The organism is Cohnella lubricantis (assembly GCF_014212015.1).
GTDB classification, from domain to species: Bacteria; Bacillota; Bacilli; order Paenibacillales; family Paenibacillaceae; genus Cohnella; species Cohnella lubricantis.
On record NZ_JACJVN010000042.1, the window covers coordinates 1 to 25,040 of the forward strand.

19 protein-coding genes are annotated in these 25,040 nt (G+C 56.0%); 16 read left to right on the forward strand and 3 right to left on the reverse strand.

Annotated elements, in window-relative coordinates; genetic code table 11:
* The first annotated feature begins 365 nt into the window (after positions 1 to 365).
* The 11 genes from recA (at position 366) to H4Q31_RS11710 (ending at position 12,405) form a co-directional block, all read left to right on the forward strand.
* Complete coding sequence (recA, locus tag H4Q31_RS11660; RefSeq protein ID WP_185179259.1) at positions 366 to 1,427, forward strand: recombinase RecA; 1,062 nt, start codon at positions 366 to 368, stop codon at positions 1,425 to 1,427.
* A gap of 147 nt (positions 1,428 to 1,574) precedes the next feature.
* Positions 1,575 to 2,384 (forward strand): regulatory protein RecX, encoded by an 810-nt coding sequence (locus H4Q31_RS11665; RefSeq protein ID WP_185179260.1) that lies wholly within the window; start codon positions 1,575 to 1,577, stop codon positions 2,382 to 2,384.
* A gap of 298 nt (positions 2,385 to 2,682) precedes the next feature.
* Complete coding sequence (rny, locus tag H4Q31_RS11670; RefSeq protein ID WP_185179261.1) at positions 2,683 to 4,224, forward strand: ribonuclease Y; 1,542 nt, start codon at positions 2,683 to 2,685, stop codon at positions 4,222 to 4,224.
* 86 nt (positions 4,225 to 4,310) lie between these two features.
* On the forward strand, positions 4,311 to 5,108 hold the full coding sequence (locus H4Q31_RS11675; protein WP_185179262.1) for a TIGR00282 family metallophosphoesterase: 798 nt from the start codon (positions 4,311 to 4,313) through the stop codon (positions 5,106 to 5,108).
* A gap of 213 nt (positions 5,109 to 5,321) precedes the next feature.
* Complete coding sequence (locus tag H4Q31_RS11680; RefSeq protein ID WP_006286829.1) at positions 5,322 to 5,582, forward strand: stage V sporulation protein S; 261 nt, start codon at positions 5,322 to 5,324, stop codon at positions 5,580 to 5,582.
* A 146-nt stretch (positions 5,583 to 5,728) separates the two neighbouring features.
* A complete protein-coding gene (locus tag H4Q31_RS11685) occupies positions 5,729 to 6,682 on the forward strand; it encodes a dipeptidase (protein WP_512698814.1) in 954 nt (317 codons plus the stop codon).
* A gap of 188 nt (positions 6,683 to 6,870) precedes the next feature.
* The gene (locus tag H4Q31_RS11690) at positions 6,871 to 8,610 is read left to right on the forward strand and encodes a 2-oxoacid:acceptor oxidoreductase subunit alpha (RefSeq protein WP_185179264.1); all 1,740 of its coding nucleotides are present in this window, start codon (positions 6,871 to 6,873) and stop codon (positions 8,608 to 8,610) included.
* Complete coding sequence (locus tag H4Q31_RS11695) at positions 8,610 to 9,476, forward strand: 2-oxoacid:ferredoxin oxidoreductase subunit beta (RefSeq protein WP_185179265.1); 867 nt, start codon at positions 8,610 to 8,612, stop codon at positions 9,474 to 9,476. The genes H4Q31_RS11690 and H4Q31_RS11695 overlap by 1 nt, the downstream gene beginning before the upstream one ends.
* A 125-nt stretch (positions 9,477 to 9,601) precedes the next feature.
* Complete coding sequence (pduL, locus tag H4Q31_RS11700; protein WP_185179266.1) at positions 9,602 to 10,180, forward strand: phosphate propanoyltransferase; 579 nt, start codon at positions 9,602 to 9,604, stop codon at positions 10,178 to 10,180.
* Between the two features lie 113 nt (positions 10,181 to 10,293).
* On the forward strand, positions 10,294 to 11,883 hold the full coding sequence (miaB, locus tag H4Q31_RS11705; protein WP_185179267.1) for a tRNA (N6-isopentenyl adenosine(37)-C2)-methylthiotransferase MiaB: 1,590 nt from the start codon (positions 10,294 to 10,296) through the stop codon (positions 11,881 to 11,883).
* 33 nt (positions 11,884 to 11,916) lie between these two features.
* A complete protein-coding gene (locus H4Q31_RS11710) occupies positions 11,917 to 12,405 on the forward strand; it encodes a YlbF/YmcA family competence regulator (protein ID WP_185179268.1) in 489 nt (162 codons plus the stop codon).
* 292 nt (positions 12,406 to 12,697) lie between these two features.
* On the opposite strand, the gene H4Q31_RS11715 is transcribed toward H4Q31_RS11710, so the two are convergent.
* Positions 12,698 to 13,330, reverse strand: coding sequence for a hypothetical protein (locus H4Q31_RS11715; RefSeq protein WP_185179269.1), 633 nt, complete (start codon positions 13,328 to 13,330; stop codon positions 12,698 to 12,700).
* Positions 13,331 to 13,632: 302 nt separating this feature from the next.
* Positions 13,633 to 14,337 carry a biotin transporter BioY gene (locus H4Q31_RS11720; RefSeq protein ID WP_185179270.1) on the reverse strand — a complete coding sequence of 235 codons (705 nt, stop codon included), beginning with the start codon at positions 14,335 to 14,337 and terminating at the stop codon, positions 13,633 to 13,635.
* Between the two features lie 98 nt (positions 14,338 to 14,435).
* Here H4Q31_RS11720 and H4Q31_RS11725 point away from each other — a divergent pair, with 98 nt between their 5' ends.
* Positions 14,436 to 17,585, forward strand: a complete 3,150-nt coding sequence (locus H4Q31_RS11725) for an ATP-binding cassette domain-containing protein (protein WP_185179271.1) — start codon at positions 14,436 to 14,438, stop codon at positions 17,583 to 17,585.
* Between the two features lie 48 nt (positions 17,586 to 17,633).
* On the opposite strand, the gene H4Q31_RS11730 is transcribed toward H4Q31_RS11725, so the two are convergent.
* Positions 17,634 to 18,854, reverse strand: coding sequence for an MFS transporter (locus tag H4Q31_RS11730; protein WP_185179272.1), 1,221 nt, complete (start codon positions 18,852 to 18,854; stop codon positions 17,634 to 17,636).
* 262 nt (positions 18,855 to 19,116) lie between these two features.
* Between H4Q31_RS11730 and H4Q31_RS11735 the strand changes: the two genes are divergently transcribed.
* The 4 genes from H4Q31_RS11735 (at position 19,117) to H4Q31_RS11750 (ending at position 23,127) form a co-directional block, all read left to right on the forward strand.
* Complete coding sequence (locus H4Q31_RS11735; protein ID WP_221626819.1) at positions 19,117 to 20,277, forward strand: tyrosine-type recombinase/integrase; 1,161 nt, start codon at positions 19,117 to 19,119, stop codon at positions 20,275 to 20,277.
* 248 nt (positions 20,278 to 20,525) lie between these two features.
* Positions 20,526 to 21,047 carry a GNAT family N-acetyltransferase gene (locus tag H4Q31_RS11740; RefSeq protein WP_185179273.1) on the forward strand — a complete coding sequence of 174 codons (522 nt, stop codon included), beginning with the start codon at positions 20,526 to 20,528 and terminating at the stop codon, positions 21,045 to 21,047.
* A 242-nt stretch (positions 21,048 to 21,289) separates the two neighbouring features.
* Positions 21,290 to 22,282, forward strand: coding sequence for an integrase (locus H4Q31_RS11745; protein ID WP_185179274.1), 993 nt, complete (start codon positions 21,290 to 21,292; stop codon positions 22,280 to 22,282).
* 254 nt (positions 22,283 to 22,536) lie between these two features.
* A complete protein-coding gene (locus tag H4Q31_RS11750) occupies positions 22,537 to 23,127 on the forward strand; it encodes an HAD-IA family hydrolase (protein WP_185179275.1) in 591 nt (196 codons plus the stop codon).
* The last annotated feature ends 1,913 nt before the right edge of the window (positions 23,128 to 25,040 follow it).

A 25,040-nucleotide genomic window follows, 5' to 3' on the forward strand; every position in this document is an offset into this window, starting at 1 on the left:
AAATCGAGTATCTCGTCCCGCGTGAGAATCTCTTCTTTATAGCGCTCCGTCTTGCAAGTACCCCGGGGAAATTTAGTTCTCCTATGTCACGCAAAGCCTGCGAAATTAGTGATTATCTACTGCTTTCCTAGGTCTTCGGATATGCGGCTGTCAATACTGTCGACAAAATTCGCTAGTGAGGGGGTTGTCAACTATTGGGCCTTGTGATATGATTTATATCGAAAGTTGCGGAAGAACCGTAGCGAAGATTACTTTGCTGCGGTTTTTTTATACAAAGTAATCGAACGAATGTTCGTAAAATGCTTGGCAAACGCTCCAAAAGAAGGTATGATTGAAACTATAATAATGATAAGGATGTGGGTGTGTTGTCCGATCGTCGCGCCGCATTAGAGATGGCATTGCGCCAGATTGAGAAGCAATTCGGGAAGGGCTCCGTCATGAAGCTGGGCGAGCAGGCCCAACTGCAAGTAGAGACTTATTCGAGCGGTGCCCTGGCTCTGGATATCGCCCTTGGAATCGGCGGTTTCCCGCGGGGACGCATTATTGAAGTATACGGTCCGGAATCGTCCGGTAAGACGACGGTCGCTCTGCATGCGATCGCAGAAGTGCAGAGAGCCGGCGGACAAGCTGCGTTCATCGACGCGGAGCATGCGCTGGATCCGATCTACGCCCGCAATTTGGGCGTCAATATTGATGAGCTGCTCTTGAGCCAGCCGGACACCGGCGAGCAAGCGCTCGAGATCGCCGAAGCGCTCGTGCGCAGCGGCGCGGTCGACATCATCGTGGTCGACTCGGTCGCGGCGCTCGTGCCGAAGGCCGAGATCGAAGGCGACATGGGCGACTCCTTCGTCGGCCTGCAGGCTCGCTTGATGTCTCAAGCGATGCGCAAGCTGTCCGGCGCCATCAGCAAGTCGAAGTCTATCGCCATCTTCATCAACCAATTGCGCGAGAAGGTCGGCGTCATGTTCGGCAACCCGGAGACGACGCCAGGCGGACGCGCGCTCAAGTTCTACGCGAGCGTACGTCTCGACGTTCGCCGCATTGAATCGATCAAGCAAGGCAACGATGTGGTGGGTAACCGCACGCGGATCAAGGTCGTGAAGAACAAAGTTGCGCCTCCGTTCAAGCAAGCGGAAGTGGACATCATGTACGGCGAAGGCATCTCGAAGGAAGGCAGCATCGTCGATATCGGCACGGAGCTCGATATCGTCCAGAAGAGCGGCGCCTGGTTCTCCTATAGCGGCGAACGTCTCGGACAGGGCCGCGAGAATGCGAAGCAGTTCCTGAAGGATAATCCCGCGCTGTGCGGACAGATCGAGCAGCAGATTCGCGAAGCGACGCTGAACGCAGATGCGATCGGCAAGTCACTCGCTGCCGCTCCGGCGGAAGAGGAAGACGAAGACGCCGAATTCGGCGCAATGGAATAATCCATCGTTAATCAAGCTGAGGCGCAAGTAAGGGATCCAGCGGGATTGAATAAGATGAGCAAGGGCTAAAGGGTATCTGCATCCGTGCGGATGCCCTTTGCTTTATGCTCGCAAAAGCGCCGGGCAGTGAAGGAGGATTGTTGCGTGATGGATAAGAGATGGAATGAGAAGGAGCCATCGGCATCGAGAGAGGAGCCGAGCAAGCCGATAACGCAAGGAGAGATGGCTGTAATAGACGAGAATCCAAACTCAGGAGCTGTCGTCACAGGGCTCGAGGCAGATTCGAAGCGGGCTTCTATGTACCGAGTGGCGTTAGCTCCGGAGTCTGGCGGGGCGTCCGAACTGCTCACGGTGCATGAGGATACGCTGATCAACATGCGGCTGCTCAAGGGACGGAGGCTGTCGGCGGAGGAATGGGACGAGCTGCGCAAGTCCGAGGAAGTGGAGCAAGCTTATCGGGCTTCGCTCGGCCTGCTCAACCGCAAGGCGCGAACGCGCAAAGAGCTCGAGGAGGCGCTTAAGCGCAAAGCCTTCTCCCATGAAGCGATAGCCGCTTGTTTGGACAGACTAAACATTCACCGTCTGATCAACGATACGGAGTATGCCGTCCGTTACGCCGATCAGAAGGTGACTTACCAGCGCAAAGGCAGCCGGCTCGTGAAGCAGGAGCTGCTTCGGCGCGGCGTCGGCAAGAACGATGTCGAACGGGCGCTGTCGTCTCTTGACGCTGAGACGGAACAGGCGTCTGCGGTCGCGTTGGCGCGCAAGCGTTGGCCAAGCGTCAAAGGGGCTACGCAGCGGGAACGGGAATACAAGCTGATGGCGGTGCTGCAGCGGCGCGGATTCCCGCCGCAGATGGCGCGTGATGCGGTGCGCCAAGCGGTATCGGAAGCGGGGGAAGAAACGTCTGGAAGCGGCGGGGAGTGGGATGAGCCGTTCGATCCGCTGCTGGATTGATGCAGCATGCGAACGTCTTGACGGAACGCGCGGCCAGGGGCATGAAGCGAAGCATGACGAACGCCTGAAGAGACAACGGCGAAGCCGGGCGTTTGCCTTGACAACCCATTTTCAGAAAAGATACAATGGATTTGTATTTCATCTTTTCATTCCGAACCTTTTTCCTTCCAAAAAACGATTCGGAATCTGATTTTTCGACTTTTCTACCGACAGACGAAATGGAACGGTTTAGAAGCCGGCAACAATTGAATAAGTATCCCAAGCGATGCCTTGGCGATGCAACGAGGAGGTGAAGACCATGGCAACTGGGATTTGGGTCTTGATCGTAATCGTTGTTGGCGCGCTTTTCTTTGGGATTGGCTATGTGGTACGCAAATCCATTGCGGAAGCGAAGATTTCCAGCGCCGAGCAGGCAGCCCTGCAGATCGTGGAGAATGCCAAGAAAGAAGCGGACGCCACCCGCAAGGAGACGGTGCTGGAAGCCAAAGACGAGGTGCACAAGCTCCGTAACGAAGCTGAACGAGATATTCGTGAGCGTCGTAACGAAATTCAACGTCAGGAGAGAAGGCTGGTACAGAAGGAAGAGTCGCTGGACCGTAAGCTGGAAGCGTTGGAGCGTAAAGAGGAGCAAGTCGCCAACAAGGAAAAACGGATCGAAGAGACTCAAGATCAGATTGAGAAGCTGTATAAGCAACAAATCAGCGAGTTGGAGCGGATCTCGAACTTGTCGATGGATGACGCGAAGCAATTGATTCTGTCGACTGTCGAACAGGAAGTTCGCCATGAGACTGCTCAGCTCATCAAGGACATTGAGCAACAAGCGAAGGAAGAAGCGGACAAACGCGCCCGCGACATTATCTCGCTCGCGATCCAGCGCTGTGCCGCGGATCACGTGGCGGAGACGACGGTATCCGTCGTTGCGCTGCCGAACGAGGAGATGAAGGGACGCATCATTGGCCGCGAAGGCCGCAACATTCGCGCGCTGGAGACGTTGACGGGGATTGACCTCATCATCGACGACACGCCGGAAGCGGTCATCCTGTCCGGATTCGATCCGATTAGACGCGAGATTGCCCGTACCGCTCTGGAGAAGCTCGTCGCCGATGGACGCATCCATCCGGCGCGCATCGAAGAGATGGTCGAGAAATCTCGCCGGGAAGTGGACGAGAGAATCCGCGAATATGGCGAGCAGGCAACCTTCGAAGTGGGCGTACATGGGCTTCATCCCGACCTGATCAAGATTCTTGGCCGGTTGAAGTTCCGGACGAGCTACGGTCAGAACGTACTGAAGCACTCCATGGAAGTCGCTTATCTGACAGGATTGATGGCTGCGGAGCTCGGAGAAGACGTTACACTAGCCAAACGCGCCGGCTTGCTGCATGACATCGGCAAGGCGCTCGACCACGAAGTGGAAGGTTCGCATGTCGAGATTGGCGTAGAATTGGCGAAGAAGTACAAAGAGCATCCGGTCGTGATCAACAGCATTCATTCCCACCACGGGGATGTGGAAGCGACCTCCGTCATCGCGATGCTCGTCGGAGCAGCGGACGCGCTCAGCGCCGCGCGCCCCGGAGCAAGACGAGAGACGCTCGAGACCTACATTCGCCGCCTCGAGAAGCTGGAAGAGATCTCCGAGTCGTTCGAAGGCGTTGACAAGTCGTACGCCATTCAAGCCGGGCGCGAGGTTCGCGTCATGGTGCAGCCGGAGAGAATCGATGATGCGGAAGCGTTCAGACTCGCCCGCGACATCACGAAGAAGATCGAGGACGAACTGGATTACCCGGGCCACATCAAGGTGACGGTCATTCGGGAGACCAGGGCGGTAGAGTACGCGAAATAAGTTTCGGGAAGGATGAAGAAGTGGCTGCGACGATTACCGCGGCCACTTCTTCCCTTTTCCGGCCGGATCGAAAGGAGCTTGCAGGCATGAAAGTCGTCTTCATCGGAGATATCGTTGGCAGTGTCGGCCGAGACGCCGTCAAGAGGCTGCTGCCTTGGATCAAGGATAAATATCAACCGCACATCATTATTGCCAACGGCGAGAATGCTGCTGCCGGGCGAGGCATTAACGCTGCGATCACGCGCGAGCTGTTCGAGTGGGGCGTGCACGGCATCACGATGGGCAATCATACGTGGGACAATCGGGAGATCTTCGAATTCATCGACGACGAGCCCCGCATGATTCGTCCGGCGAACCTGCCGGAGGGCAGCACGCCGGGAAGGGGCTATACGGCGATCAAAGTCGGCAGCAAGGAGCTCGCCATCGTTAATCTGATGGGCCGGACGTTCTTGCCGCCTTCGGATTGTCCGTTCCGGAAGGCGGACGATATCTTAAGCGAACTGCGGCAGAAGCATAAATGCATTCTCGTCGACTTCCATGCGGAGGCGACAAGCGAGAAGATCGCGATGGGCTGGCATCTCGACGGCCGCGCCTCGTTCGTCGTTGGTACGCATACGCATGTACAGACAAACGACGACCGCATTCTGCCGGGCGGCACCGCTTATCTAACGGATGCCGGCATGACCGGTCCGCGGGACGGCGTGCTCGGCATGGAACGGGAGAGCGTCATCCGCAAGTTCATCACCGGCTTGCCGAGCCGATTCCAGGTGGCGGAGACGAAGTGGATCTTAAGCGGTGCATGCGTCGAGATCGACGAAGCGACGGGACGCGCCACCAAGATCCAGACGATTCGCGTTGACGAGGATTCTTGGATCGCCAGCTAAACGCGAGACAGCCGAATTATAGCCAACGCACAAGCGCGGGAGCGGGAGCTTCCGCGCTTTTTCGATCCGCCTGTCGCCATTCTCGTAACATAATTTCAGAAAATTAAATATATTCAGCAAATCATGGCCAAAAGCAGCAGGAATTAACGGAACGTCTACCGAATAACTATCTTTTAGTGGGCCCATCCTTTGATCCCTGAGGAGGAACTGGTCATGGAAGTATTAAAGGTATCAGCAAAGTCCAATCCAAATTCTGTTGCAGGCGCCTTGGCAGGCGTGCTTCGCGAACGCGGTGCCGCTGAGCTGCAAGCCATTGGCGCAGGAGCGCTTAACCAGGCGATCAAGGCAGTCGCAATCGCAAGAGGGTTCGTCGCTCCAAGCGGGGTGGACCTGATTTGCATCCCGGCGTTCACGGATATCGTGATCGACGGGGAAGACAGAACGGCCATTAAGCTCATCGTTGAGCCCAGATAATGATAAGTCAGCATTTGTGCTCGAACCTGTTCACCTAGTATCATCCCTGCTGATGCGGCGCATCGGTGGGATGACGGGAGGTTAACAGGTTTTTTGTTGCTTATTCGCTCCTACTGGCTTGTCTTAATCGCAAGAGGGAGGCGTTAGTGATGACGAACAGCCGGATTGCGGACTTGCACTGCGATGTGTTAAGCAAATTGTTGACGGATCCAACAGCGAAGTTCGCGGGGGCGGACGCCGGCGGATTGGACGTGACGCGTGAACGGCTAGCGAGCGGCGGCGTGGATCTGCAGGTGTTCGCCATCTATGTGCCGAATGAGCGGCCGAAGACGCCGGAGACGGCACTGCACGAAGCGGAGCTGTTCGGCTCCGCAGTGCTGACGGCCCCCGGGATGAAGCTCATTCGGACGGCGGCGGACCTGGAGGAAGCGAGCCGTACCGGAGCGACAGGCGCGCTGCTCTCGCTGGAGGGAGCTGACAGCCTGCGCGGCGAGTGGTGGGCGCTGAGGCTGCTGCACCGGTTAGGGGTCAGGCTGCTCGGCTTGACATGGAACCCTGCGAACTGGGCTTGCGACGGCGCGATGGAGCCGCGCGGCGGCGGATTGACGCGTCCTGGCAGGCAGCTCGTTCAAGAGTGCGAAGCGCTGGGCATCGTGCTCGACGTCTCGCATCTGTCGGAGCGCGGCTTCTGGGATCTGGCCGAAGCGGCGAAGCGGCCGTTCTTCGCCTCTCACTCGAACGCGCGATCGTTAAGGAACCATCCCCGCAACCTGACGGACGACCAGATCCGCGCGCTGATCGCGGTGGACGGCATCGTCGGCATCACGTTCGTCCCGTGGTTCCTGACGGAGAATGAGCCGGCTAAGATCGACGACGTGCTGCGCCATGTGGAGCATATGTGCGCGCTCGGCGGCGAGAAGCATCTGGCGTTCGGCTCGGACTTCGACGGCATCGACCGGTATGTGAGCGGATTGGAGCATCCCGGGAAGTATCCCGCGCTGGCGGAGGCGCTGCTCGCCCGGTACCCGGAGGAGACCGTCCGCGGATTCCTCGGCGGCAACGCGAGAAGATTCCTCTCGGCCAATCTGCCGCAGCAATAAATAGCGCGTCCCATCTCGCATTAGGATGCAGGCTTTTGGGTCTCATATCAAATCCATATCTATATCATCCGAAAGAGCTATCGTTTGATTTCGTCGGAAACGCTTGCATTTCGAGGTGTGCGATCATAAAATTGTGGTGGCTGGAAGTAATTGGACGAGACGAAGCAGAGCTAAGAGGAGTTGGAACTGTGATAAGTCAATTGTCTTGGAAGATTGGCGGGCAGCAGGGGGAAGGCGTAGAGAGCACCGACCGCATCTTCTCTACCGCTCTCAATCGGCTGGGGTATTATCTGTACGGTTATCGCCATTTCTCATCCCGTATCAAAGGCGGGCATACGAACAACAAGATTCGCATCAGCACGAGGCCGATTCGGGCGATCTCCGACGATCTCGACATCCTGGCCGCTTTCGACCAGGAGAGCATCGATCTGAATGCGGGAGAGCTTCGCGCCGGCGGCGTCGTCGTCGCGGACGCGAAGTTCTCGCCGCAGCTTCCGGAGGGCGTGAACGCGCGGCTGTTCGCGGTGCCGATCACGGCAATCGCGGAAGAGCTCGGCACGTCGCTCATGAAGAACATGGTCGCCTCTGGCGCGTCATGGGCGCTGCTCGGCCTGCCGATTGAGGTGCTGGGCCGAGCGGTGGAAGAGGAATTCGGCCGCAAGGGGCCGGCGATCGTCGAGAAGAATGTCGAAGCGGTCAGACGCGGCGCGGAGTTCGTGCTGGAGCAGGCCGGTGGTCCGCTGGAGGAATTCCAGCTGGAGGCGGCCGACGGCAAGCAGAAGCTGTTCATGATAGGCAACGAAGCGTTGGGACTTGGCGCGATCGCGGCGGGATGCCGGCTCATGTCGGCGTACCCGATCACGCCGGCGTCGGAGATTATGGAGTATCTGATTAAGAAGCTTCCGAGATTCGGAGGCACGGTGGTGCAGACGGAGGACGAGATTGCGGCGGCTACGATGGCGATCGGCGCGAACTATGCCGGCGTGCGCACGATGACGGCTTCCGCTGGGCCAGGCTTGTCTCTCATGATGGAGGCGATCGGCTTGTCCGGCATGACGGAGACGCCGCTCGTCATTATTGATACGCAGCGCGGCGGTCCTTCAACGGGCTTGCCAACGAAGCAGGAGCAATCGGATCTTAACGCGCTCATCTATGGCACGCATGGCGAGATTCCGAAGGTGGTGCTCGCGCCGAGCACGATCGAGGAATGCTTCTACGATATGATCGAAGCATTTAACGTGGCGGAGATCTATCAGGTGCCCGTTATCGTCGCGACGGATCTGCAGCTGTCGCTCGGCAAGCAGTCTTGCGAGCCGCTCGATTACGATCGGATCGTCATCGAGCGGGGCAAGCTGTTAGCCGGCGAGCTGCCGCCGCTGGAGGAACACAAGCTGTTCAAACGATACGAATTGACGGATGACGGCGTCTCGCCTCGCGTGCTGCCTGGCGCCAAGAATGGCATTCATCATGTGACCGGGGTCGAGCATGACCAGGAAGGCCGTCCGTCGGAAGGCGCGGGCAACCGCAAGCACATGATGGAGAAGCGCCTGCGCAAGCTCGAATCGCTGCGCATTCGCGACGCGGTCAAGGCCGACGCTCCGCACGAGACGCCGGATCTGGCGATCGTGGCGATGGGCTCGACGGGCGGCACGATTGACGAAGCGCGCGTGCGTCTGGAAGCGGAAGGCATCACCGTCAACCGCGTGATGGTGCGCCAGCTGCACCCGTTCCCTTCTGAGCTGCTGGAGCCGTATCTGCAGTCGGCGAAGAAGGTCGTCGTGCTCGAGAACAACGCCACGGGCCAGCTCGCGAACTTGATCAAGCAGAACATCGGCTACCACGGCAAGATCGAGCATGCGCTCAAATACGACGGCACGCCGTTCCTGCCCTCCGAGATCACTAAAGCCTGCAAGGAGTTGAGTATCTAATGGCGACATTCAAAGAGTTCCGCAACAATGTCAAGCCGAACTGGTGCCCGGGCTGCGGCGACTTCTCCGTGCAGGCTGCGATTCAGCGGGCTGCGGCGGCTGTCGGCCTCGAACCGGAGCAGCTGGCCGTCATCTCCGGCATCGGCTGTTCGGGACGTATCTCCGGCTACATTAATGCGTACGGCTTGCACGGCATCCACGGCCGCGCGCTGCCGATCGCCCAAGGGGTCAAGCTCGCGAACCGCGAGCTGACGGTCATCGCCTCCGGCGGGGACGGCGACGGCTTCGCGATCGGGATGGGGCATACCGTCCATGCAATCCGGCGCAACTTGGATATCACTTATATCGTCATGGACAATCAGATCTATGGCTTGACGAAGGGGCAGACGTCTCCGCGAAGCGCGGAAGGCTTCAAGACGAAGTCGACGCCGGAAGGCTCGATCGAGAATACGTTGTCTCCGCTCGAGATCGCCTTGTCAGCCGGCGCGACGTTCGTCGCCCAGTCGTTCTCCAGCGACATTAAGCAGCTGACGAGCTTGATCGAAGCGGGCATTAAGCACAAAGGCTTCTCCTTCATCAATGTGTTCAGCCCTTGCGTCACGTTCAACAAGATCAACACGTATGATTGGTTCAAGGAGCATATCGTCAACCTGGAGCAGTTCCCGGATTACGATCCGACGAGCCGTGTCGCGGCGATGAACAAGATCATGGAGACGGGGGGCATGCTCACCGGCTTGATCTATCAAGATAGGGAACGCCAATCGTACGAGGAACTCGTACCGGGCTTCAAGGAAGCGGCGCTGGCGAAGCAGGATCTGACCCTGAGCAGGGACAATTTCGACAAATTGTTGGCGGAATTCAAATAAACGCGGTTTTGGAGGGAGGCGCGCGGTTTAGCCGTGTGCCTCTTTGTTCTTGCTGCTGTATAATGAAGACATGAAGCCGGGGACAGACAGGCTGCAGCCGGCCACCATAGAAAGGCGGAATTACCATGAGCGAAGCGAAGAAAGTGCCGATCGGCGTATCGGCGCGTCATATTCACCTGACGAAGGAGCATATTGCGATTCTGTTCGGCGAGGGCGCTGAGCTGTCTGTTCTGAAGCCGCTGTCGCAGCCGGGCCAATTCGCCGCGAACGAGACGGTGGCAGTATACGGTCCGAAAGGATCGTTCGAGAAGGTCCGCATTCTGGGACCCGCTCGCAAAGCGACGCAGCTGGAGATCGCGCGTACAGACGCCTTCGCGCTGGGACTGAAGCCGCCCGTGCGCGAATCGGGCAATATCGAAGGAACGCCGGGCATCCGGATCGTCGGGCCGGCCGGTGAAGTGACGGTGGAGCAAGGCGTGATCGTGGCGGCTCGACATATTCATTTTCACACGTCGGATGCTCTTCGCTGGGGGATCGAGGATAAGCAGCTGCTGAAGGTGCGCGTCGGCGGGGAGCGCGGTCTGGTGTTCGAGAACGTCATCGCGCGGGTGTCCGACTCGTTCGCGCTGGATATGCACATCGACACGGACGAAGGCAATGCGGCCGGCGCGTCGACCGGCGACGAGGGCGAGATTATCGGTTGATGCTCAACGTCATAGGATAGATATCCGATTGCCCAAATGGTATAATTCGAGGATGGAACCGAGAACATTCGTTTGCGGCCACGCATGCTCAGGGTAAAGGATGTGAATCCTAATTGGATAAGGACACCAAGAAGGACTACTCGAAGTACTTTGACTTCTCGGATGCGAAGGTTGTCAGCGAGGAAGACGGACGTATGACTTACCGGATTAACGGGCGTAACGTTCAGATCCATTCCGCTCCATCCTATCAAGACGAGAAGCGCAGAGGCAAAGAGAACATTCACGTGATGGCGTTCGGGGGCTCCGAGACCGAAGCGGTGATAGAGCAGTTCCGGGAATTGAATCAGGGCCGCCAGCTTTATTATTCGATCACGACGTACGGCTGCCAGATGAACGAGCACGATACGGAAGTGATGCGCGGCTTGTTCGAAGAGATGGGCTTCCAGCCGACGGATGACCGCACGCAAGCGGACGTCATTCTGCTGAATACGTGCGCGGTGCGCGAGAACGCGGAGGACAAGGTGTTCGGGGAGCTCGGGCATCTGAAGGGGCTGAAGGTGGAGAAGCCCGGCCTTATTCTCGGCGTGTGCGGCTGCATGTCCCAGGAAGCGGCGGTCGTGAACCGGATCCTGCAGAAGCACGCGTATGTAGACCTCATCTTCGGCACGCACAACATCCACCAGCTGCCGCATCTGCTGCAGGATGCCTACTTCGGCAAAGAGATGGTCGTCGAGGTATGGTCCAAGGAAGGCGACATTATCGAGAATCTGCCGAAGAAGCGCGAAGGCCTGCGCGCTTGGGTGAACATCATGTACGGCTGCGACAAGTTCTGCACCTATTGCATCGTGCCGTATACGAGGGGCAAGGAGCGCAGCCGCCTGCCGGAGGATGTCATCGCGGAGGTTCGCGAGCTGGCGCGGCAAGGGTACAAGGAGATCACGCTGCTCGGCCAGAACGTGAACGCCTACGGCAAGGACTTCACGGATCGCAAATACCGATTCGGCGATCTGATGGACGATATCCGCGGCATAGGCATTCCGCGCGTGCGCTTCACGACCAGCCATCCGCGCGACTTCGACGATCATCTGATCGAGGTGCTGGCCAAGGGCGGCAACCTGGTCGAGCACATCCATCTGCCAGTCCAATCGGGCAGCTCGGAGGTGCTCAAGCGGATGAGCCGCAAGTATACGCGAGAGCACTTCCTCGATCTCGTGCGCCGCATCAAGGCGGCGATTCCGGATGTCGTGCTGACGACGGACATTATCGTCGGATTCCCGGGCGAGACCGAGGAGCAGTTCGAGGAGACGCTGTCACTCGTTCGCGAAGTGAGGTTCGCTTCGGCGTTCACCTTCATCTACTCGCCTCGCGAAGGCACGCCTGCCGCATCGATGGCGGATAACGTGCCGTACGAGGTGAAGCAGCAGCGGCTTGTACGGCTGAACGAGCTGATCGGCGAGCTTAGCCTCAAGAGCAACGAGAGCCTGGCGGGACAGACGGTTGAGGTGCTGGTCGAAGGCCAGAGCAAGAACAACCCGAACGTCTTGTCCGGACGCACCCGCTCCAACAAACTCATTCACTTCGAAGGGCCGAAGGAATGGATCGGCGAGTTCGTCCAAGTGAGAGTGACGAAGCCGCAGACCTGGTACATTACGGCGGAGGCAGTTCAGCCGCCGGAACGCGCAGCGCTGTCGAACGGCGCATAAGACAGCTAACCTTACCGTTGACGGAGGATTCATATGTCGGGAACCAAACGAGCGATTGAAGAGAAGATTCACGATCATCACCACGGGCATGGGGACGTGGTCATTCCGAAGTTCGATAACCGAGACCTTATTCTTCGCGAAGATATTCTGGCGCGTACGAGAGAGCTGGCCAAGCTCATCACAACGACGGATGAGGTGAGCGTCTACCAGAAGGCCGAGAAGCTTATCCAGACCCACGAACGGGTTCAAGGCTTGATCAAGCAGATCAAGAAGAAGCAGAAGGAGCTTGTTGCCTTCCAGAACACGTTCAACAATCCGCAGATGGCGGAGAAGATCGAGAAGGAGATCGAGACGCTGCAGGACGAGCTCGACGGCATTCCGATCGTACAGCAATTCCAGCAGAGCCAGACGGATGTCAATTATATGCTGCAATCGATCGTCAGCGTCATTCGCGACCTGGTGGCCGAGAAGCTGGAGGTTGAAGCGGCTACGCCTGCAGAACCGCCGGAGAGCTGCGACTGATCGCTGCAGGCAGATTATTGTACGTTGATGGCAGCTTGTTGATAGACGCTAGTTGATAAAGCAAGCTTCCGGCCCTTCTTCTTCGTTTGACACATAAGGTCGCGATCTTGTTCACATGCTAATAGCCGAAGTTTAACGATCCGGCATAACGCCGCGAAGGGGGCTATAGGGCAGTGACGGAAGGAATACCGAACTCTCAGACGAGAGCGCCGGAGCCGAGCGATCCGAAGAAGCAGGGCCGTTCAGCCGCGAAGAAGAAATCGAAGTAAGAGAAGAACGGGCGTCGCCTATATTAGGTGCCGCCCGTTTGATTGTCTCTAGAGGCGTTAAGCGCTCTAGCTGTTAACGTCCTTGTGCGTTGGTCATAGGCGAGCAGCAGCGGCGCTCCGAGTGGAAGCGATAGCGCGCGGGCCGTGGAAGGCGAGAGCTTGAGTCCGCTGTCGAAAAGGTTGCTGGGGGTATAGACGGAAAGCCTGCGCTGTATACTTCCGCTGCGCAGCAAGATGGATAAACCGCGCTGCTCGGGAATGCCCAGAATGGAACGCAGCGCAAAGCCGATATAGATGCTGCGAGGCGACAGCTGGCCGCCCGACTTAAGCGCCGCGCTCGCGCTGCTGACAGGGGAAGGCTGGATCGTGAGCCGTTCGGCGTTCGCGTCGTATTCCAGCCGATAACGCCGAGACGGTTGGAGCTTCAAACGCTTAGCGAGCGCTGCGTTCATCTCCATGTAGTTGACGAAGCACTCTCCGTCGTCTCTAAATTGCAGTGAGACATTCTCCGATGCCTTGCCATGACGCATCGTCACTTGAGCGCCGGAGCCGATCGATGTCAGCGATCGGTCCTCGGTTCCGAGGCCGTTCATTGTCAGATGGACGGCATTCGCCGGAATCGGGGATAGGATCAGATCCATTCGTCCGCTTGCCATGACGTCTGTTCACGCTCCCCATATACGAATCTCCGCTTGTGGTACTGTGGCGACGGCGGTGTCTGTTATGGATCACCCTCCAACGTATGCGGGAAAGCCGCCTGTTGCTTGTACATTCGTCCCCGGGGCAGGAGGAGATCGTGCGAGAGTCTGCATGGACGGAGAGCGGGAGACAGCTGACAGCGTGGTGAGGCTTGGTGAGGCTCGGTGAGGGTCGGGGGAGGAAGAGAATAGCGAATAGGTGTTGATAAGGCAAAGAGGCTGTCTCGTTGGAGACAGCCCCTTGGGACTTGAGCTGGGCGTTATCGCGTGCTGGCTCTTGGGCGCAGACCGGGCACGAGCGGACGCAGCGTTCCGATCAGAGCTGCGGCGACGATCGTCTTGATGAGATCGCCGGGCAGGAATGGGTAGCAGGCGCTAGCCAGTGCCTTGCCGATGGAAGAACCTGCCTTATGGGCGAACCAGGGCACGCCCCCTGCGTAGACGAGAAGCACTCCGAAGATGAAGATGGCAAGACCCAGCAATACATATTGACTGCGAGACAGCTTGCGGGAGCCGCGGAACAGCCAGTCGCTGACCCAGCCGATGAACAGCGCGGCGAATGGGAACATCCAGATGAAGCCTCCCGTGAAGCCATAGAGGACGGCTAAACCGCCTTGGCCGTGGAGGAGAGGCAGTCCCGTCGCCGTCAACAGAACGACGATGGCGATGCTCCAGAATCCGAACACCGGCCCGAGCAAGCCGCCGGCCAGCATGACGGCAAGCGTCTGCAGCGTGATCGGCACGGGGGAGAAGCCAAGCGAGATCGAGATGGAGCTGAAGGCCACGAACAAAGCGGCGAATAGAGCGGTGTAGACCGTGCCGCGAATCCAGCCGTTCTGGCGGCTTGGGATCGAGGCTGACTCGAACGGGAGCGCGGTCTGGGATGGGATTGATTGGGTTGAAGGATCGGCCGAACGAGGCTCTGTCCGGGTGGATGGTTCGATTGGATGAGACGGCTTGGTCATTGTCAAATCTCCTCTCAAATGTTAACCTTGTTGGTGTTGCGTGGTTAACAAATGGCATTTTACCATGGTTATCCGTTATTTGGGAAGAGGGAATTCGGATGCTGAATGCACGGGGTACTGTAGAGATGGATCGTGCAGCGGAATGGAATCGTGTGAAGGAGACGAACAGCCTGCTTGTGCAGGGGTTGTCTGTATATACGGAGCTTGAGGATGATACCGCGAGCGCGCGGATCGAAAATGTGGACTTATGCTTGGAACCGGGCGAATGGATCACGATCGTCGGCGTGAACGGCAGCGGCAAGTCGACGCTCGCACGTGTTCTCGCGGGGCTGCCGATGGACGGAGCGGTCGGGACGATGAGGCGCGGCTTCGCCGGAGCGGGTGCTGCCGCGTATGTCATGCAGCAGCCGGATGCGCAGCTGTTCGGCGAGACGCCGCGCGAGGAGCTGATGTTCGCGCTGGAATGGTTAGAGACGCCGGCTGGGGAGATGGAGAGCCGCGCGTTGTTCGCATTGGAGCGGGCGGGACTTGCGCCGCTTGCGGATGAGCCTTGGAAGCGGCTGTCCGGCGGGCAGCGGCAGCTGGCTGCGGTGGCGGCTGCGGCTGCTGCGGCTGCTGATGGGCGGGCAAAGCTGATCGTATTTGACGAGGCGACGTCGATGCTGGATGCCGAAGCGGCATCGCGCGTGATGAGCATGGCGAGGGAGCTGCAAGCGGACGGTGCGGCGGTCGTGTGGGTGACGCAGCGGCTGGAGGAGCTCACGCCGGAGATGCGAGTCGTGGCGATGCGGGAGGGGCGTGTTGTTTTCGAAGGGAGCGGGAGAGAGTTCCTCTTCGGACGGGAGCCGGATCGGGAGGAGCCGCCGTGCGTGCGCTGCGGGCTTCGCCTGCCTTATCTGGCGGAGCTGGCGCTGGAGATGCGCAAGCTTGGGAAGCTGGGGTCGCCGCTTCCGATGACCGGGGCCGAGTGGCAGCGCGAGATTGGAGCTGCGGCTCCGGCAAGCTCGCAGGAGCTTGGCCGGTCTGAAGTGAGCGGAGGCGGCGAAGAGCTTGGGGGCGAGGACGGCAGCATCTTGATCGGAAGCTGCTCGCCTGATGGTGAACGATTCGCGCTTGGCAGAACGGCACTGCTGTCGCAGCGGAGGCTTGACCAGCTGAAGAGGATCACGCTGCAGCCCGGCGCCGTGACCGTGCTTCTCGGCGCGAACGGCGCGGGCAAGACGAGCTTGCTAGAGACGCTGGCCGGCCTTCGCGCGCCGGGAGAGCTGGTTGTCGCCTATGGCGATAAGCCTCTCTGGCTGGAGCATGGAAGAGGCGCCGGCGCCCGAGGGAAGCTGCGCGCGATCGATATCGAGACCGAGAAGCTGGATGCGGGACTGAATGAGAGGGAGATCGGGAAAGAGAGCGCGATCCGGGAAGAGAATGCGGGACCGAATGGGGATGAGAGACTCAGCGAGAATGCGAAGCAGGAAGAGAGACCGGACGGGAACGCCGGGGACGCGAGGTTGCAGATCGAGCTTCGCAGCAGCGACGCGTTCGGGATCGCTCGCGTGACCAAATCCAAGCGGAGGCTCAATCCGGAGGCGATCAGGCGCTATGCTTACGCTTCGCAGGCTCCTGAAGAGCAGTTGATCTGCCGCACGGCGCAGCAAGAGCTGATGGAGACGCTGCGGCCATACCGCTTAAGCGGGGAAGCCCAATCGGAGCGCATCGAGGCGGCCTTGCAAGCGGTCGGTTGGGATGCGGAGCGGCGATCTGAGGATCCGAATCGGATGAGCGGCGGCGAACGGCGAAGGCTGGCGCTCGCCTGCCTGATCGCGGCGCCGGTGCCTTGGCTGCTCATCGACGAGCCGACGGCCGGCTTGGATGCGGCCGGACAGATGCTGCTAGCCGAGCAGCTGCGGCGGATGACCGCTTCGGGGACGGGCGTGCTCCTTGTCTCTCATGACAGCGAATGGGCGCTGCCGCTGGCCGATCGGGTGCTGCTGATGTTGCCGGACGGCGGCATTCGAGATTGCACGCGGGAACAGCTGCTGCTTCATCCGCGATGGTGGAAGGAAGCCGGAATGGAGGTCCCCGCCTGGCTGGAGACTATCCATCCGCTGCTGCGCCAAGGCGCTTCGCTGAGCACCGTCTGGCACCCGGAGCGGCTTGCCCGGGAATGGACGCGGATTGCAGCGGAGGAGCGGGAGGATGCGGTGAAGGGCGCGGGGGAGGAGCAAGGGAGCGCGGTAACGCAGGCGGAAGCGAATGCTCCGAAGGAATCGCAAACGCCAATGCCAATGAAATCGCAAACGCCAATGAACTCGCAAACGCCGATGGAATTGAAAATGCCGGCGGACCCGCGACTGCCGTTGGAACCGCAAACGCCGAAGGACCCGCGATCGCCAAAGGAGTTGCACAAGCAGAAGGAACCGCAAACGCAGGAGCAATCAGATCCGCAAAGGAATGCTCATCATATGCGGTCAGCTAGGCAAGCGCAATCGGAGCTTCGCGCACGACGGCGCTATATCGAAGCAGACGGCCATTCTGCGCTCAGCGGCTTCGATCCGCGTTCCGTCTGGCTGTCTTATGTGCTGCTGTCGCTGGCGATTTTCACCCAGAGGGGTTGGCTTGGACTTGCGGCATCGGCAATCGCGACGACCGCTGCCGTGCTGCTTGGACGCATTCCGCTGCGGCGCTGGCGGGGGTTGATCGCGGGATACGCGATATTCTCTGTGCTGGTGGCCTTGGTGGCCGGAATCGGCGCCGGCGGGAGTATCGCGATGGATGCCTTCCTGACGGCGCTCGAATCGCTGGCCCGCACGTTCCTGGTGACGATTCTTGGACTGGGGCTGGCGCTCGCCGTCACGCCTCTGCGGCTGCGCCGCTCGCTGGAGCAGCTGCTGTCGTTCCGGGGACGTCAGCCGATGGCCGCGCAGAAGTTCATTCTGACCGTCACGCTCATGCTGCGGTTCATCCCCCAGTTCCTAACCGAGTGGAACCGATTCGCGCGTTATGCGGTCGCCCGCAGCAAGGAAGCGAAGCTGACGCTGCGCGCAGTTCCGCGGCGGCTTCGCGCTACGGCGCTTCCATTCCTGCTGTCGCTGCTGCGTCTCGGCGAGCAAGCCGCCGACGCGCTGGAGAGCCGGGGCGTCGGGAGCCGACGCCGCAAGACGGTGCTTAGCTTGCAGAGATGGCGGAAGCGGGATACCGCGCTGGCGATCGGCGCGTTGGCAGCCTCGCTGGCGTTGCGGCTGTGCGGCTAACGGCGGCCAACGGCAGCTAACGGCAGCGAAGGCAAAAGAGCCGGCTGCTCATCCTTCTCGCGGGGCGCGCAGCCAGGCGAGAGCGGCGGATACGACGCCGATCGCGGCGCCGAACAGGAAGCCAGCCTTGAGGCCGCCGGCGTCGTTGAGCCACCCGGCCAGGTAAGGGCCGGCGAACATGCCGATCGAATACACGGATTGATAGAAGCCCATCGCCGTCGCTCGTTCGGCAGAAGGCGTATCGCGAATGGCGAGCCCGAGCAGCAGCGGCAAGTATAGCGCTTGGGCCGCGCCGTTGAATGCTTGCGTAACGAGCAGCCATGGCAGCGACGGGCTGTAGGGGATCGCCGCGGTGCAAGCCGCGCTAAGCAGGAAGCCGGCCGCGATAACGGCCCGCGAGCCGAATCGCGGAGCGAGCCATCGGCCGGTGCTGAGCGAGAGCGCCGCATGCGGCACCATGAAAGCGATGACGAGCAGCGTCAGCTGCGATTCGGACGCGCCGAGCTCGACCGCTCGCAGCGGCGTGAAGCCGAACATGGTGATGAACAGGATGCAATGCGCAAGCAACGACAACAACGATACGAGCAGGAGCAGCCGCGAGCGGCCGACGGTGCTCCAGGAGAGACGGACCGCGGACGCGGCGTTCGCGGCCGGCGCCGGGGACTCGTGAATCCAGAGCGCCGCTGCCGTTCCAGCTGCCGCAATGGCGATGCCCGCGAGGAAGGCGGTATTCCAGCCGCCCGCTTCGGCGAGCCAGCCGCTGGCGCACATGCCGGCGAGCTGTCCGATCACCGTCAGGAAGCTCAGGTTGCCCATCGCATGCGTCGATTGATCCGGGCGGAAATAGGAGGCGTAGAGGACGGTGAACGGCACCCAGGCCGAAGCGCAAATGCCCGCGACGAGCCGGCCGGCAAGCGGGGCTCCCCATGAACCGCCAAGGGTGAACAAGGCGCAGCTAACAAGTCCGGCCAAGATGCCCGCGATGAGAAAAGGCTTGCGGCGCCGCATCCGATCGGAGTAGATGCCGAGCGGGAAACGGATGGCGAGCTGCGTGAGCCCGTAGCTGCCGACGATGAGGCCGATCCAGCCCATCGATAAGCCCCGATCCTGCAGAAACGGCGTTAAGATCGGCACATAAATATAGAGCGTCATCCAATAAAGAACGGTTGCGAGAGAGAAGATCAAGTGCTGCCGGCGAGTGACCGCCCAAGCGCGCGGCTGGATGGCAGCCGCCGAGGCGGCTTCGGGCGTCAGAGGCGTATGCGCCATGGGAGAACCTCCGATAGGGTGACTTCAGCTCTAACTTTACAGGATGAGGCAATGGTTTGGGAAGAAGAGGCTCGAGCCGGATGCCAGTAGACGATCTTCGAATTCTCGTGCTATCATCATAGTAACTTCATATCGCTCCGAAAGCATCGCGAGCTTGCTAGGCCTTCTTTTTTTTGCGAAGAGGCCGGGCAGGCTTTATTTGTTTGCATCGAGTGTCAGATTATGGGAACTTCTGTTATGATTAAGGAGGATGAGCTGGAAAATGAAAGTGCTGCTCAAGCGCGGAGCCGAGGGTGAAATTGCGGTAAAGTTCCCTTATAGCGAGAAGTTCTATGAACAGATTCGGAAAATGCCGGAGCGGCGATGGGATTTGACCCAGAAGGCGTGGATGATTCCATGCCGGGCGTACGATGTAGGGGTGCTAGTAGACTTGTTCGCGGATTGCGATATTGCGATTGACCCGGAGCTGTTGGATCGAGTCCCGTCATTAAGACATTGGGTGAAGGACCGCCGTTCGCAGGCAATATCCCATGCGGAGAGCGGCTCTAGCTTGGGTTCGGGGCCAAAGCAACACTGGGACACGCAGCACCGCAAGCGCTTCCTTGACGAGATGAAGCTGCGCGGCTTCAGCGTCAAAACAATCCGCGCCTACAACGGCCAGGTCGATCGTTATATGCGATATTGCGCTGCTCATCCGGCACCCTCGGAATCGTCTCCATCCGCTTCGCGGCTGTCCGAGTATTCGCTTCATCTGCTAGATTCACAGCATTCGCATGCTTATGTCAATCAGGCGATCAGCGCAGTTAAGTTTTACTTGCAGCATGTTGGCGGATTGGTGGAGTCGGAGGCCTACTTGCGGCCTAAGAAGGAGAGAAAGCTGCCGAATGTGCTCGCGCGTGAGGAAGTAATGCGATTGCTGCAACAGACCGTGAACCCGAAGCATCGGGCGATTCTCTATCTCACGTATTCTTCGGGGTTGCGGGTCGGAGAAGTGGTGCGGCTCCGTCTGAAGGATCTGGACCGGGAGCGTAAGACCGTTCACATCCGGCAGGGAAAAGGAAGGAAAGACCGCGTCACGGTTCTAAGCGAAGCGGCTTACGAGGTGGTAGAAGCTTATCTGCGAAGCGGATATGCCGACCGGGCGGGATGGCTGTTCCCCGGTCAGCAAGAAGGCAAGCATCTGACGGAGCGCAGCGTACAGAAGCTGTTCGAACAGAAGCTCCGCGAAGCCGGGATTCGCAAAGAGGTGTCCGTGCACTCGCTTCGCCACTCGTTCGCCACGCATCTGCTGGAAGGAGGCATCGATCTGCGCTATATTCAGGAATTGCTAGGCCACCAGAACATTCGCACGACCGAAGTGTACACGCACATCAGCGTCAAAGACATCCGACGCATCCGCAGCCCGCTTGATTGGCAGGAGTGATTAAGAGTAAGCTTAAGGAGGATAGGCAAGGCAACAAGGAGGGGACGGCGGAAGACGAAGTGCAACGCGGAGCAGAAGTGCTTCAAGCACTCAGCTCGGCAGTCAGCCGGCTCGGACCTCAAGGTTCGGTTCGCAAACCCCACAACAATCAACACGATCTACGACATACGCAAACCCACAAGTATTGAATGAATAAACGAAATACGCAAATAAGACGTTAACTGAAATCGACAGAAAGAGGATAAAAAATGACAAGACCAATATTAATAAGACAACTCACAAACCATGAAGAAGCATCTTTATTGGATGTTGAATTTTCAAAAAGATATCCATGGTATACATCGAAGGACTATTTCTATAAGTGTCTTGAAGAAAATAAACAAGGATTTAGGGTTACTTTACTGGCTTACTATCAAGGAATATTAGCAGGTTGTTGCCATTTGTTGTTAGCATCGGAATATCCAAATTTTAATCGAGATAATATACCAGAGATAAATGACTTAAATGTTTTTCCTGAGTTTAGAAGGAAGGGAATCGCAAGTAAAATGCTTGATGAGATTGAAAGAATAGCGTCAAAGAGATCTAGATTTATTGGTTTAGCAGTAGGGCTTTATAAAGATTATGGAAATGCTCAAATTATGTATAATAAGCGCGGTTATGTGATGGATGGTAAAGGAATTTTCTATAAGAACAATGAAGTAAAACCTGGGGAGCAAGTGACGGTAGATGATGATTTGCTTTTATATTTAATTAAAGGACTGGTTGAATGACATATGAAAGTGATTCGAAGAAGTGTCGACTTCAGTTAACACCGTATTCACGCATCGGGCCGGCTGACGCCGTCCCTTGGTCCGCCAGGAGCAATCGACAGGGAAGCAGAGTCAGGCGGACAACCCTGCGAACCTAACCGCATCGCGGCCGCCCCGTTGGGGCTTAAGGTTCTCGGGTTCGTGAATACGGGAACGTTAGATGAAATATCTGCAAATCTATAAAACAAAGGAGATTAGGTCAAATGGACTCTAATTTATTTGAAACTTGGAAAGAAGAATATCTCAGCCAAGATGATACATATTGCAATCATGTTAATAAATTCGTGAAGTATATAACTCAAATTGGTAAAGCAGATCATCCTATTAGAATCAACAAGGAAGACATCGTTGAATGTGTGGGATATTATCATGGTTTAAAGGAAATCAATACAATTAGTACAATGGAAAACCATCTTGAATCTGTGAAGGCATTTTATAAGTACTTATTTTCAACCCATAAAACAAATAATATTTTTAATGAAATTCCTTCGTATCAAGAATTTAAGGAAAGTATTATTGAACGCTATCATTTACAAGTAAAGCGTAATAGAGGCTATTGGGAAGATAGTGAACTGATAGATATTGTCAAGGCATTAGATAACTATTTTGATCTAAATGATATTTCTGATCTATCTGGCATTTATCCTAAAAAGCTATATTATAAGTTCCTTATACTTAGACTATTTATTAAATTGACACTTATTGCGCCAGCAAAGAAATCTGTTATTTGTTCTCTAAGGATTGAGAAATTTACGGAAGATTATAGAACTCTAAATATTAATGATACTAGAATTAATATTCCTAATGGACTAAGAAGAGATATCATATTTTCAATTTCCATTGGAGAGAAACATCGAAACAGAAAGGTAACTAAAGAAGATAATCTCTTTGAGTTCATCTACAACGATAACTTCAGAGTTGTTAGCTTAAATCAATATTTTTATGCATTTTTGAAGCATACCAGAATACTTGAGATTCCTTCTGATACAGATTCATTTCCCGTTGAAGTAATCATGGACTCGGCTTTGTTTGAGCTTGTAAGAAATGGAACAAACCCAGCGTTAATTGCTAAAATTAATGGTCAAACATTAGCAACTATTGAATCAAAGTTCTATAACAATGGAATACCGATTACAGATGCAGACAGTTTAATAAATCATGAGATATCCAAAACTGCATTTCATAAATATTTGTAAGTAATTCTAGGAAGGCAGATACTTCATCTAACACCATGTTCACGCATCGGGCCATTCGGCCCTCGGTCCGGCAGAGGTTAGGAGTGGATTCGAAGAGGGATTTCAGCAGCAGGGAAGTAGATTCAGCCGGACACATCCAACTCCCTAACCGCGTCGCGGCCGCCCTTCGGGCTTAAGGGAGTTGGACGTCGTGAACACAAGAACGTTATACGACAGAACCTGGTAAGGCATTTAAATTTCTGAGGAGTTTATAAATGAAATCAAAACCACAGTTAGTCTTAGATATTGCAGGAGTATTAGTTAACAATATCTCATCTGATTTTTGGGAAGAACTTGGTAGAGAATCAGGGGTTACTTTTCAAGTCATCAAAGAAAGATTTGATGAGATAAGAAGAAACCTGTGGACTGGAATTCTTAGAGAAGATCAGTTTTGGATATGGCTAGTGGATTGCTTCCCTGGTATAAATAAGGAAAGATCTAAAGAGAATTTGATTAGATCATTGGAGTTATTGCAACCAGCTGGCTACCTGGAACAGTGGAGCCAAAATGCTGATATACACCTCTTGAGTAATCATTGCAAGGAGTGGATAGATCCGATTCTAACAAGTATAAAACGATATACAAAGAATGTGATTATTTCAAATCAGGTTGGATTATGCAAACCGGATACTCAGATCTACGAATTGATTGAATCCAGATTTGAAAGCAAAGATCGAGTTTTATATGTTGATGATCAAGAAAAGAATTTGAAACCGGCCAATAAGCTTGGTTGGAATACATTACTGGCAGATAACCAAAATAAGTGGGTCAATGATGTCGAGAGATTCATAAGGGCAGATGTGTAGGCAATATCGAAGAAGAGGTTCCGTCGTATAACAAAGTATTCACGCTTCGGGCCATTCGGCCCTCGGTCCGGCAGAAGTTAGATGTGGATTCTAAGAGGCATTTCAGCAACGGGGAAGCGGAATCAGCCGGACAACCCTGCGAACCTAACCGCGTCGCGGCCGCCCCCGTTGGGGGCTTAAGGTTCTCGGGTTCGTGAATACGGGAACGTTATACGTAATTGCCTTTCCAAAAGAAGAACATCCCATCCAATCCTCTAATCATGTAACCAGGGCGAATGAAGGTATTACAAGGAAGAGCTCGAATACATTAGTTTGTCTGATTGAGGCAAGTAACTCGAAGAAGACGCACTAATGTAGAATTCGAGCTAGCGCCCTGGTTTAAAATTATGATTAGTTGGATTGGACCGATAGATTCCCATATGAATCGTAGAGAGATAAGCTTGATAATCGATTCAATGACTGACAAGAACATGTTAGTTTGCAGTTGGATCAGAGGCTTGAGAGTCGAGGCCGAACTAACATGTTCCAGTCTTTGAATATTGGTAATCAAGCTTAGTGGGACGATTCGTAAGATCTTAACCCTTTAACTTTGATTCGAATTGGATTCAATGACGGTAATGGAACACGAATATCAATAGCCCGATTTTTAATAATTGGCGATGGATAGTAAAGGCGTGCTCCGACCGTATTGAATATAGAATATTTGAATCAAAGTTAATAAGAGCGGGTTAAGATCAAGGGAATCTATCTTGGGATGATTCGAGGAAGAGGCAACTACGTATAACACTGTATTCACGCGGCGGGTCAGCTGAAGCTGACCCTTGGTCCGGCCGAAGCAGTCAGAAGTAGATTCGGGGACGAATTTGGCAGTCAGGAAGCGGAATCAGCCGGACAACCCTGCACCGACTAACCGCGTCGCGGCCGCCCCGTTGGGGCTTAAGTCGGTGAGGGTTCGTGAATACGGGAACGTTAGATGCAATTGGCGCAGATCTAAAACTAATATTTTGTATTCTACATATTTAAACGTTTTGTGCGTATCCGCATTAAAAAGAACATAGAACCGAGATAATATTTGCGCGCCAGTGGCTATCCAAGATAAAAGCAGTACGTGCCCGCGAACAGGAAGAGCAGTTAAAGAAACCGCGCCGGTGGGCTATCCAAGAATAAAGCAGTACGTGCCCGCGAACAGGAAGAGCAGATAGAGAAGTAGCGCCGGTGGCTATCCAAGATAAAAGCAGCACGTTCTCGCGAACAGGAAAAGCAGTCAAAGAAACCGCGCCGGTGGGATATCCAAGAATAAAGCAGTGTGTGCCCGCGAACAGGAAGAGCAGTCAAAGAAACCGCGCCGGTGGGATATCCTAGAATAAAGCAATGCGTGCCCGCGAACAGGAAGAGCAGACAAAGAAGTAGCGCCGGTGGCTATCCAAGATAAAAGCAGCACGTTCTCGCGAACAGAAGATATTAAAGGAAATCGCAGGACATTAATCAAATAAGATGAATCAGAAGCAAATTCGAAGAAGGCGCCAACAACATCTAACACCGTATTCACGCGACGGGCCGGCTGGCGCCGTCCCTTGGTCCGCCCTAGGCAATTTCGAGAAGTGGAGTCAGGCGGACAACCCTGCGAACCTAACCGCGTCGCGGCCGGCAGCTGAAGCTGCCTTAAGGTTCTCGGGTTCGTGAATACAAGAACGTTAGATGCAATTGGCGCAGATCTAAAACTAATATTTTGTATTCTACATATTTAAACGTTTTGTGCGTATCCGCATTAAAAAGAACATAGAACCGAGATAATATTTGCGCGCCAGTGGCTATCCAAGATAAAAGCAGTACGTGCCCGCGAACAGGAAGAGCAGTTAAAGAAACCGCGCCGGTGGGCTATCCAAGAATAAAGCAGTGCGTGCCCGCGAACA

Excerpts from the sequence above, each read along its gene's own strand:
- H4Q31_RS11665 (WP_185179260.1), top strand. The coding sequence starts at position 1,575 with ATGGATAAGAGATGGAATGAGAAGGAGCCATCGGCATCGAGAGAGGAG.
- rny (WP_185179261.1), top strand. The coding sequence starts at position 2,683 with ATGGCAACTGGGATTTGGGTCTTGATCGTAATCGTTGTTGGCGCGCTT.
- H4Q31_RS11675 (WP_185179262.1), top strand. The coding sequence starts at position 4,311 with ATGAAAGTCGTCTTCATCGGAGATATCGTTGGCAGTGTCGGCCGAGAC.
- H4Q31_RS11680 (WP_006286829.1), top strand. The coding sequence starts at position 5,322 with ATGGAAGTATTAAAGGTATCAGCAAAGTCCAATCCAAATTCTGTTGCA.
- H4Q31_RS11695 (WP_185179265.1), top strand. The coding sequence starts at position 8,610 with ATGGCGACATTCAAAGAGTTCCGCAACAATGTCAAGCCGAACTGGTGC.
- pduL (WP_185179266.1), top strand. The coding sequence starts at position 9,602 with ATGAGCGAAGCGAAGAAAGTGCCGATCGGCGTATCGGCGCGTCATATT.
- H4Q31_RS11710 (WP_185179268.1), top strand. The coding sequence starts at position 11,917 with ATGTCGGGAACCAAACGAGCGATTGAAGAGAAGATTCACGATCATCAC.
- H4Q31_RS11715 (WP_185179269.1), bottom strand. The coding sequence starts at position 13,330 with ATGGCAAGCGGACGAATGGATCTGATCCTATCCCCGATTCCGGCGAAT.
- H4Q31_RS11720 (WP_185179270.1), bottom strand. The coding sequence starts at position 14,337 with ATGACCAAGCCGTCTCATCCAATCGAACCATCCACCCGGACAGAGCCT.
- H4Q31_RS11725 (WP_185179271.1), top strand. The coding sequence starts at position 14,436 with ATGCTGAATGCACGGGGTACTGTAGAGATGGATCGTGCAGCGGAATGG.
- H4Q31_RS11730 (WP_185179272.1), bottom strand. The coding sequence starts at position 18,854 with ATGGCGCATACGCCTCTGACGCCCGAAGCCGCCTCGGCGGCTGCCATC.
- H4Q31_RS11735 (WP_221626819.1), top strand. The coding sequence starts at position 19,117 with ATGAAAGTGCTGCTCAAGCGCGGAGCCGAGGGTGAAATTGCGGTAAAG.
- H4Q31_RS11740 (WP_185179273.1), top strand. The coding sequence starts at position 20,526 with ATGACAAGACCAATATTAATAAGACAACTCACAAACCATGAAGAAGCA.
- H4Q31_RS11745 (WP_185179274.1), top strand. The coding sequence starts at position 21,290 with ATGGACTCTAATTTATTTGAAACTTGGAAAGAAGAATATCTCAGCCAA.
- H4Q31_RS11750 (WP_185179275.1), top strand. The coding sequence starts at position 22,537 with ATGAAATCAAAACCACAGTTAGTCTTAGATATTGCAGGAGTATTAGTT.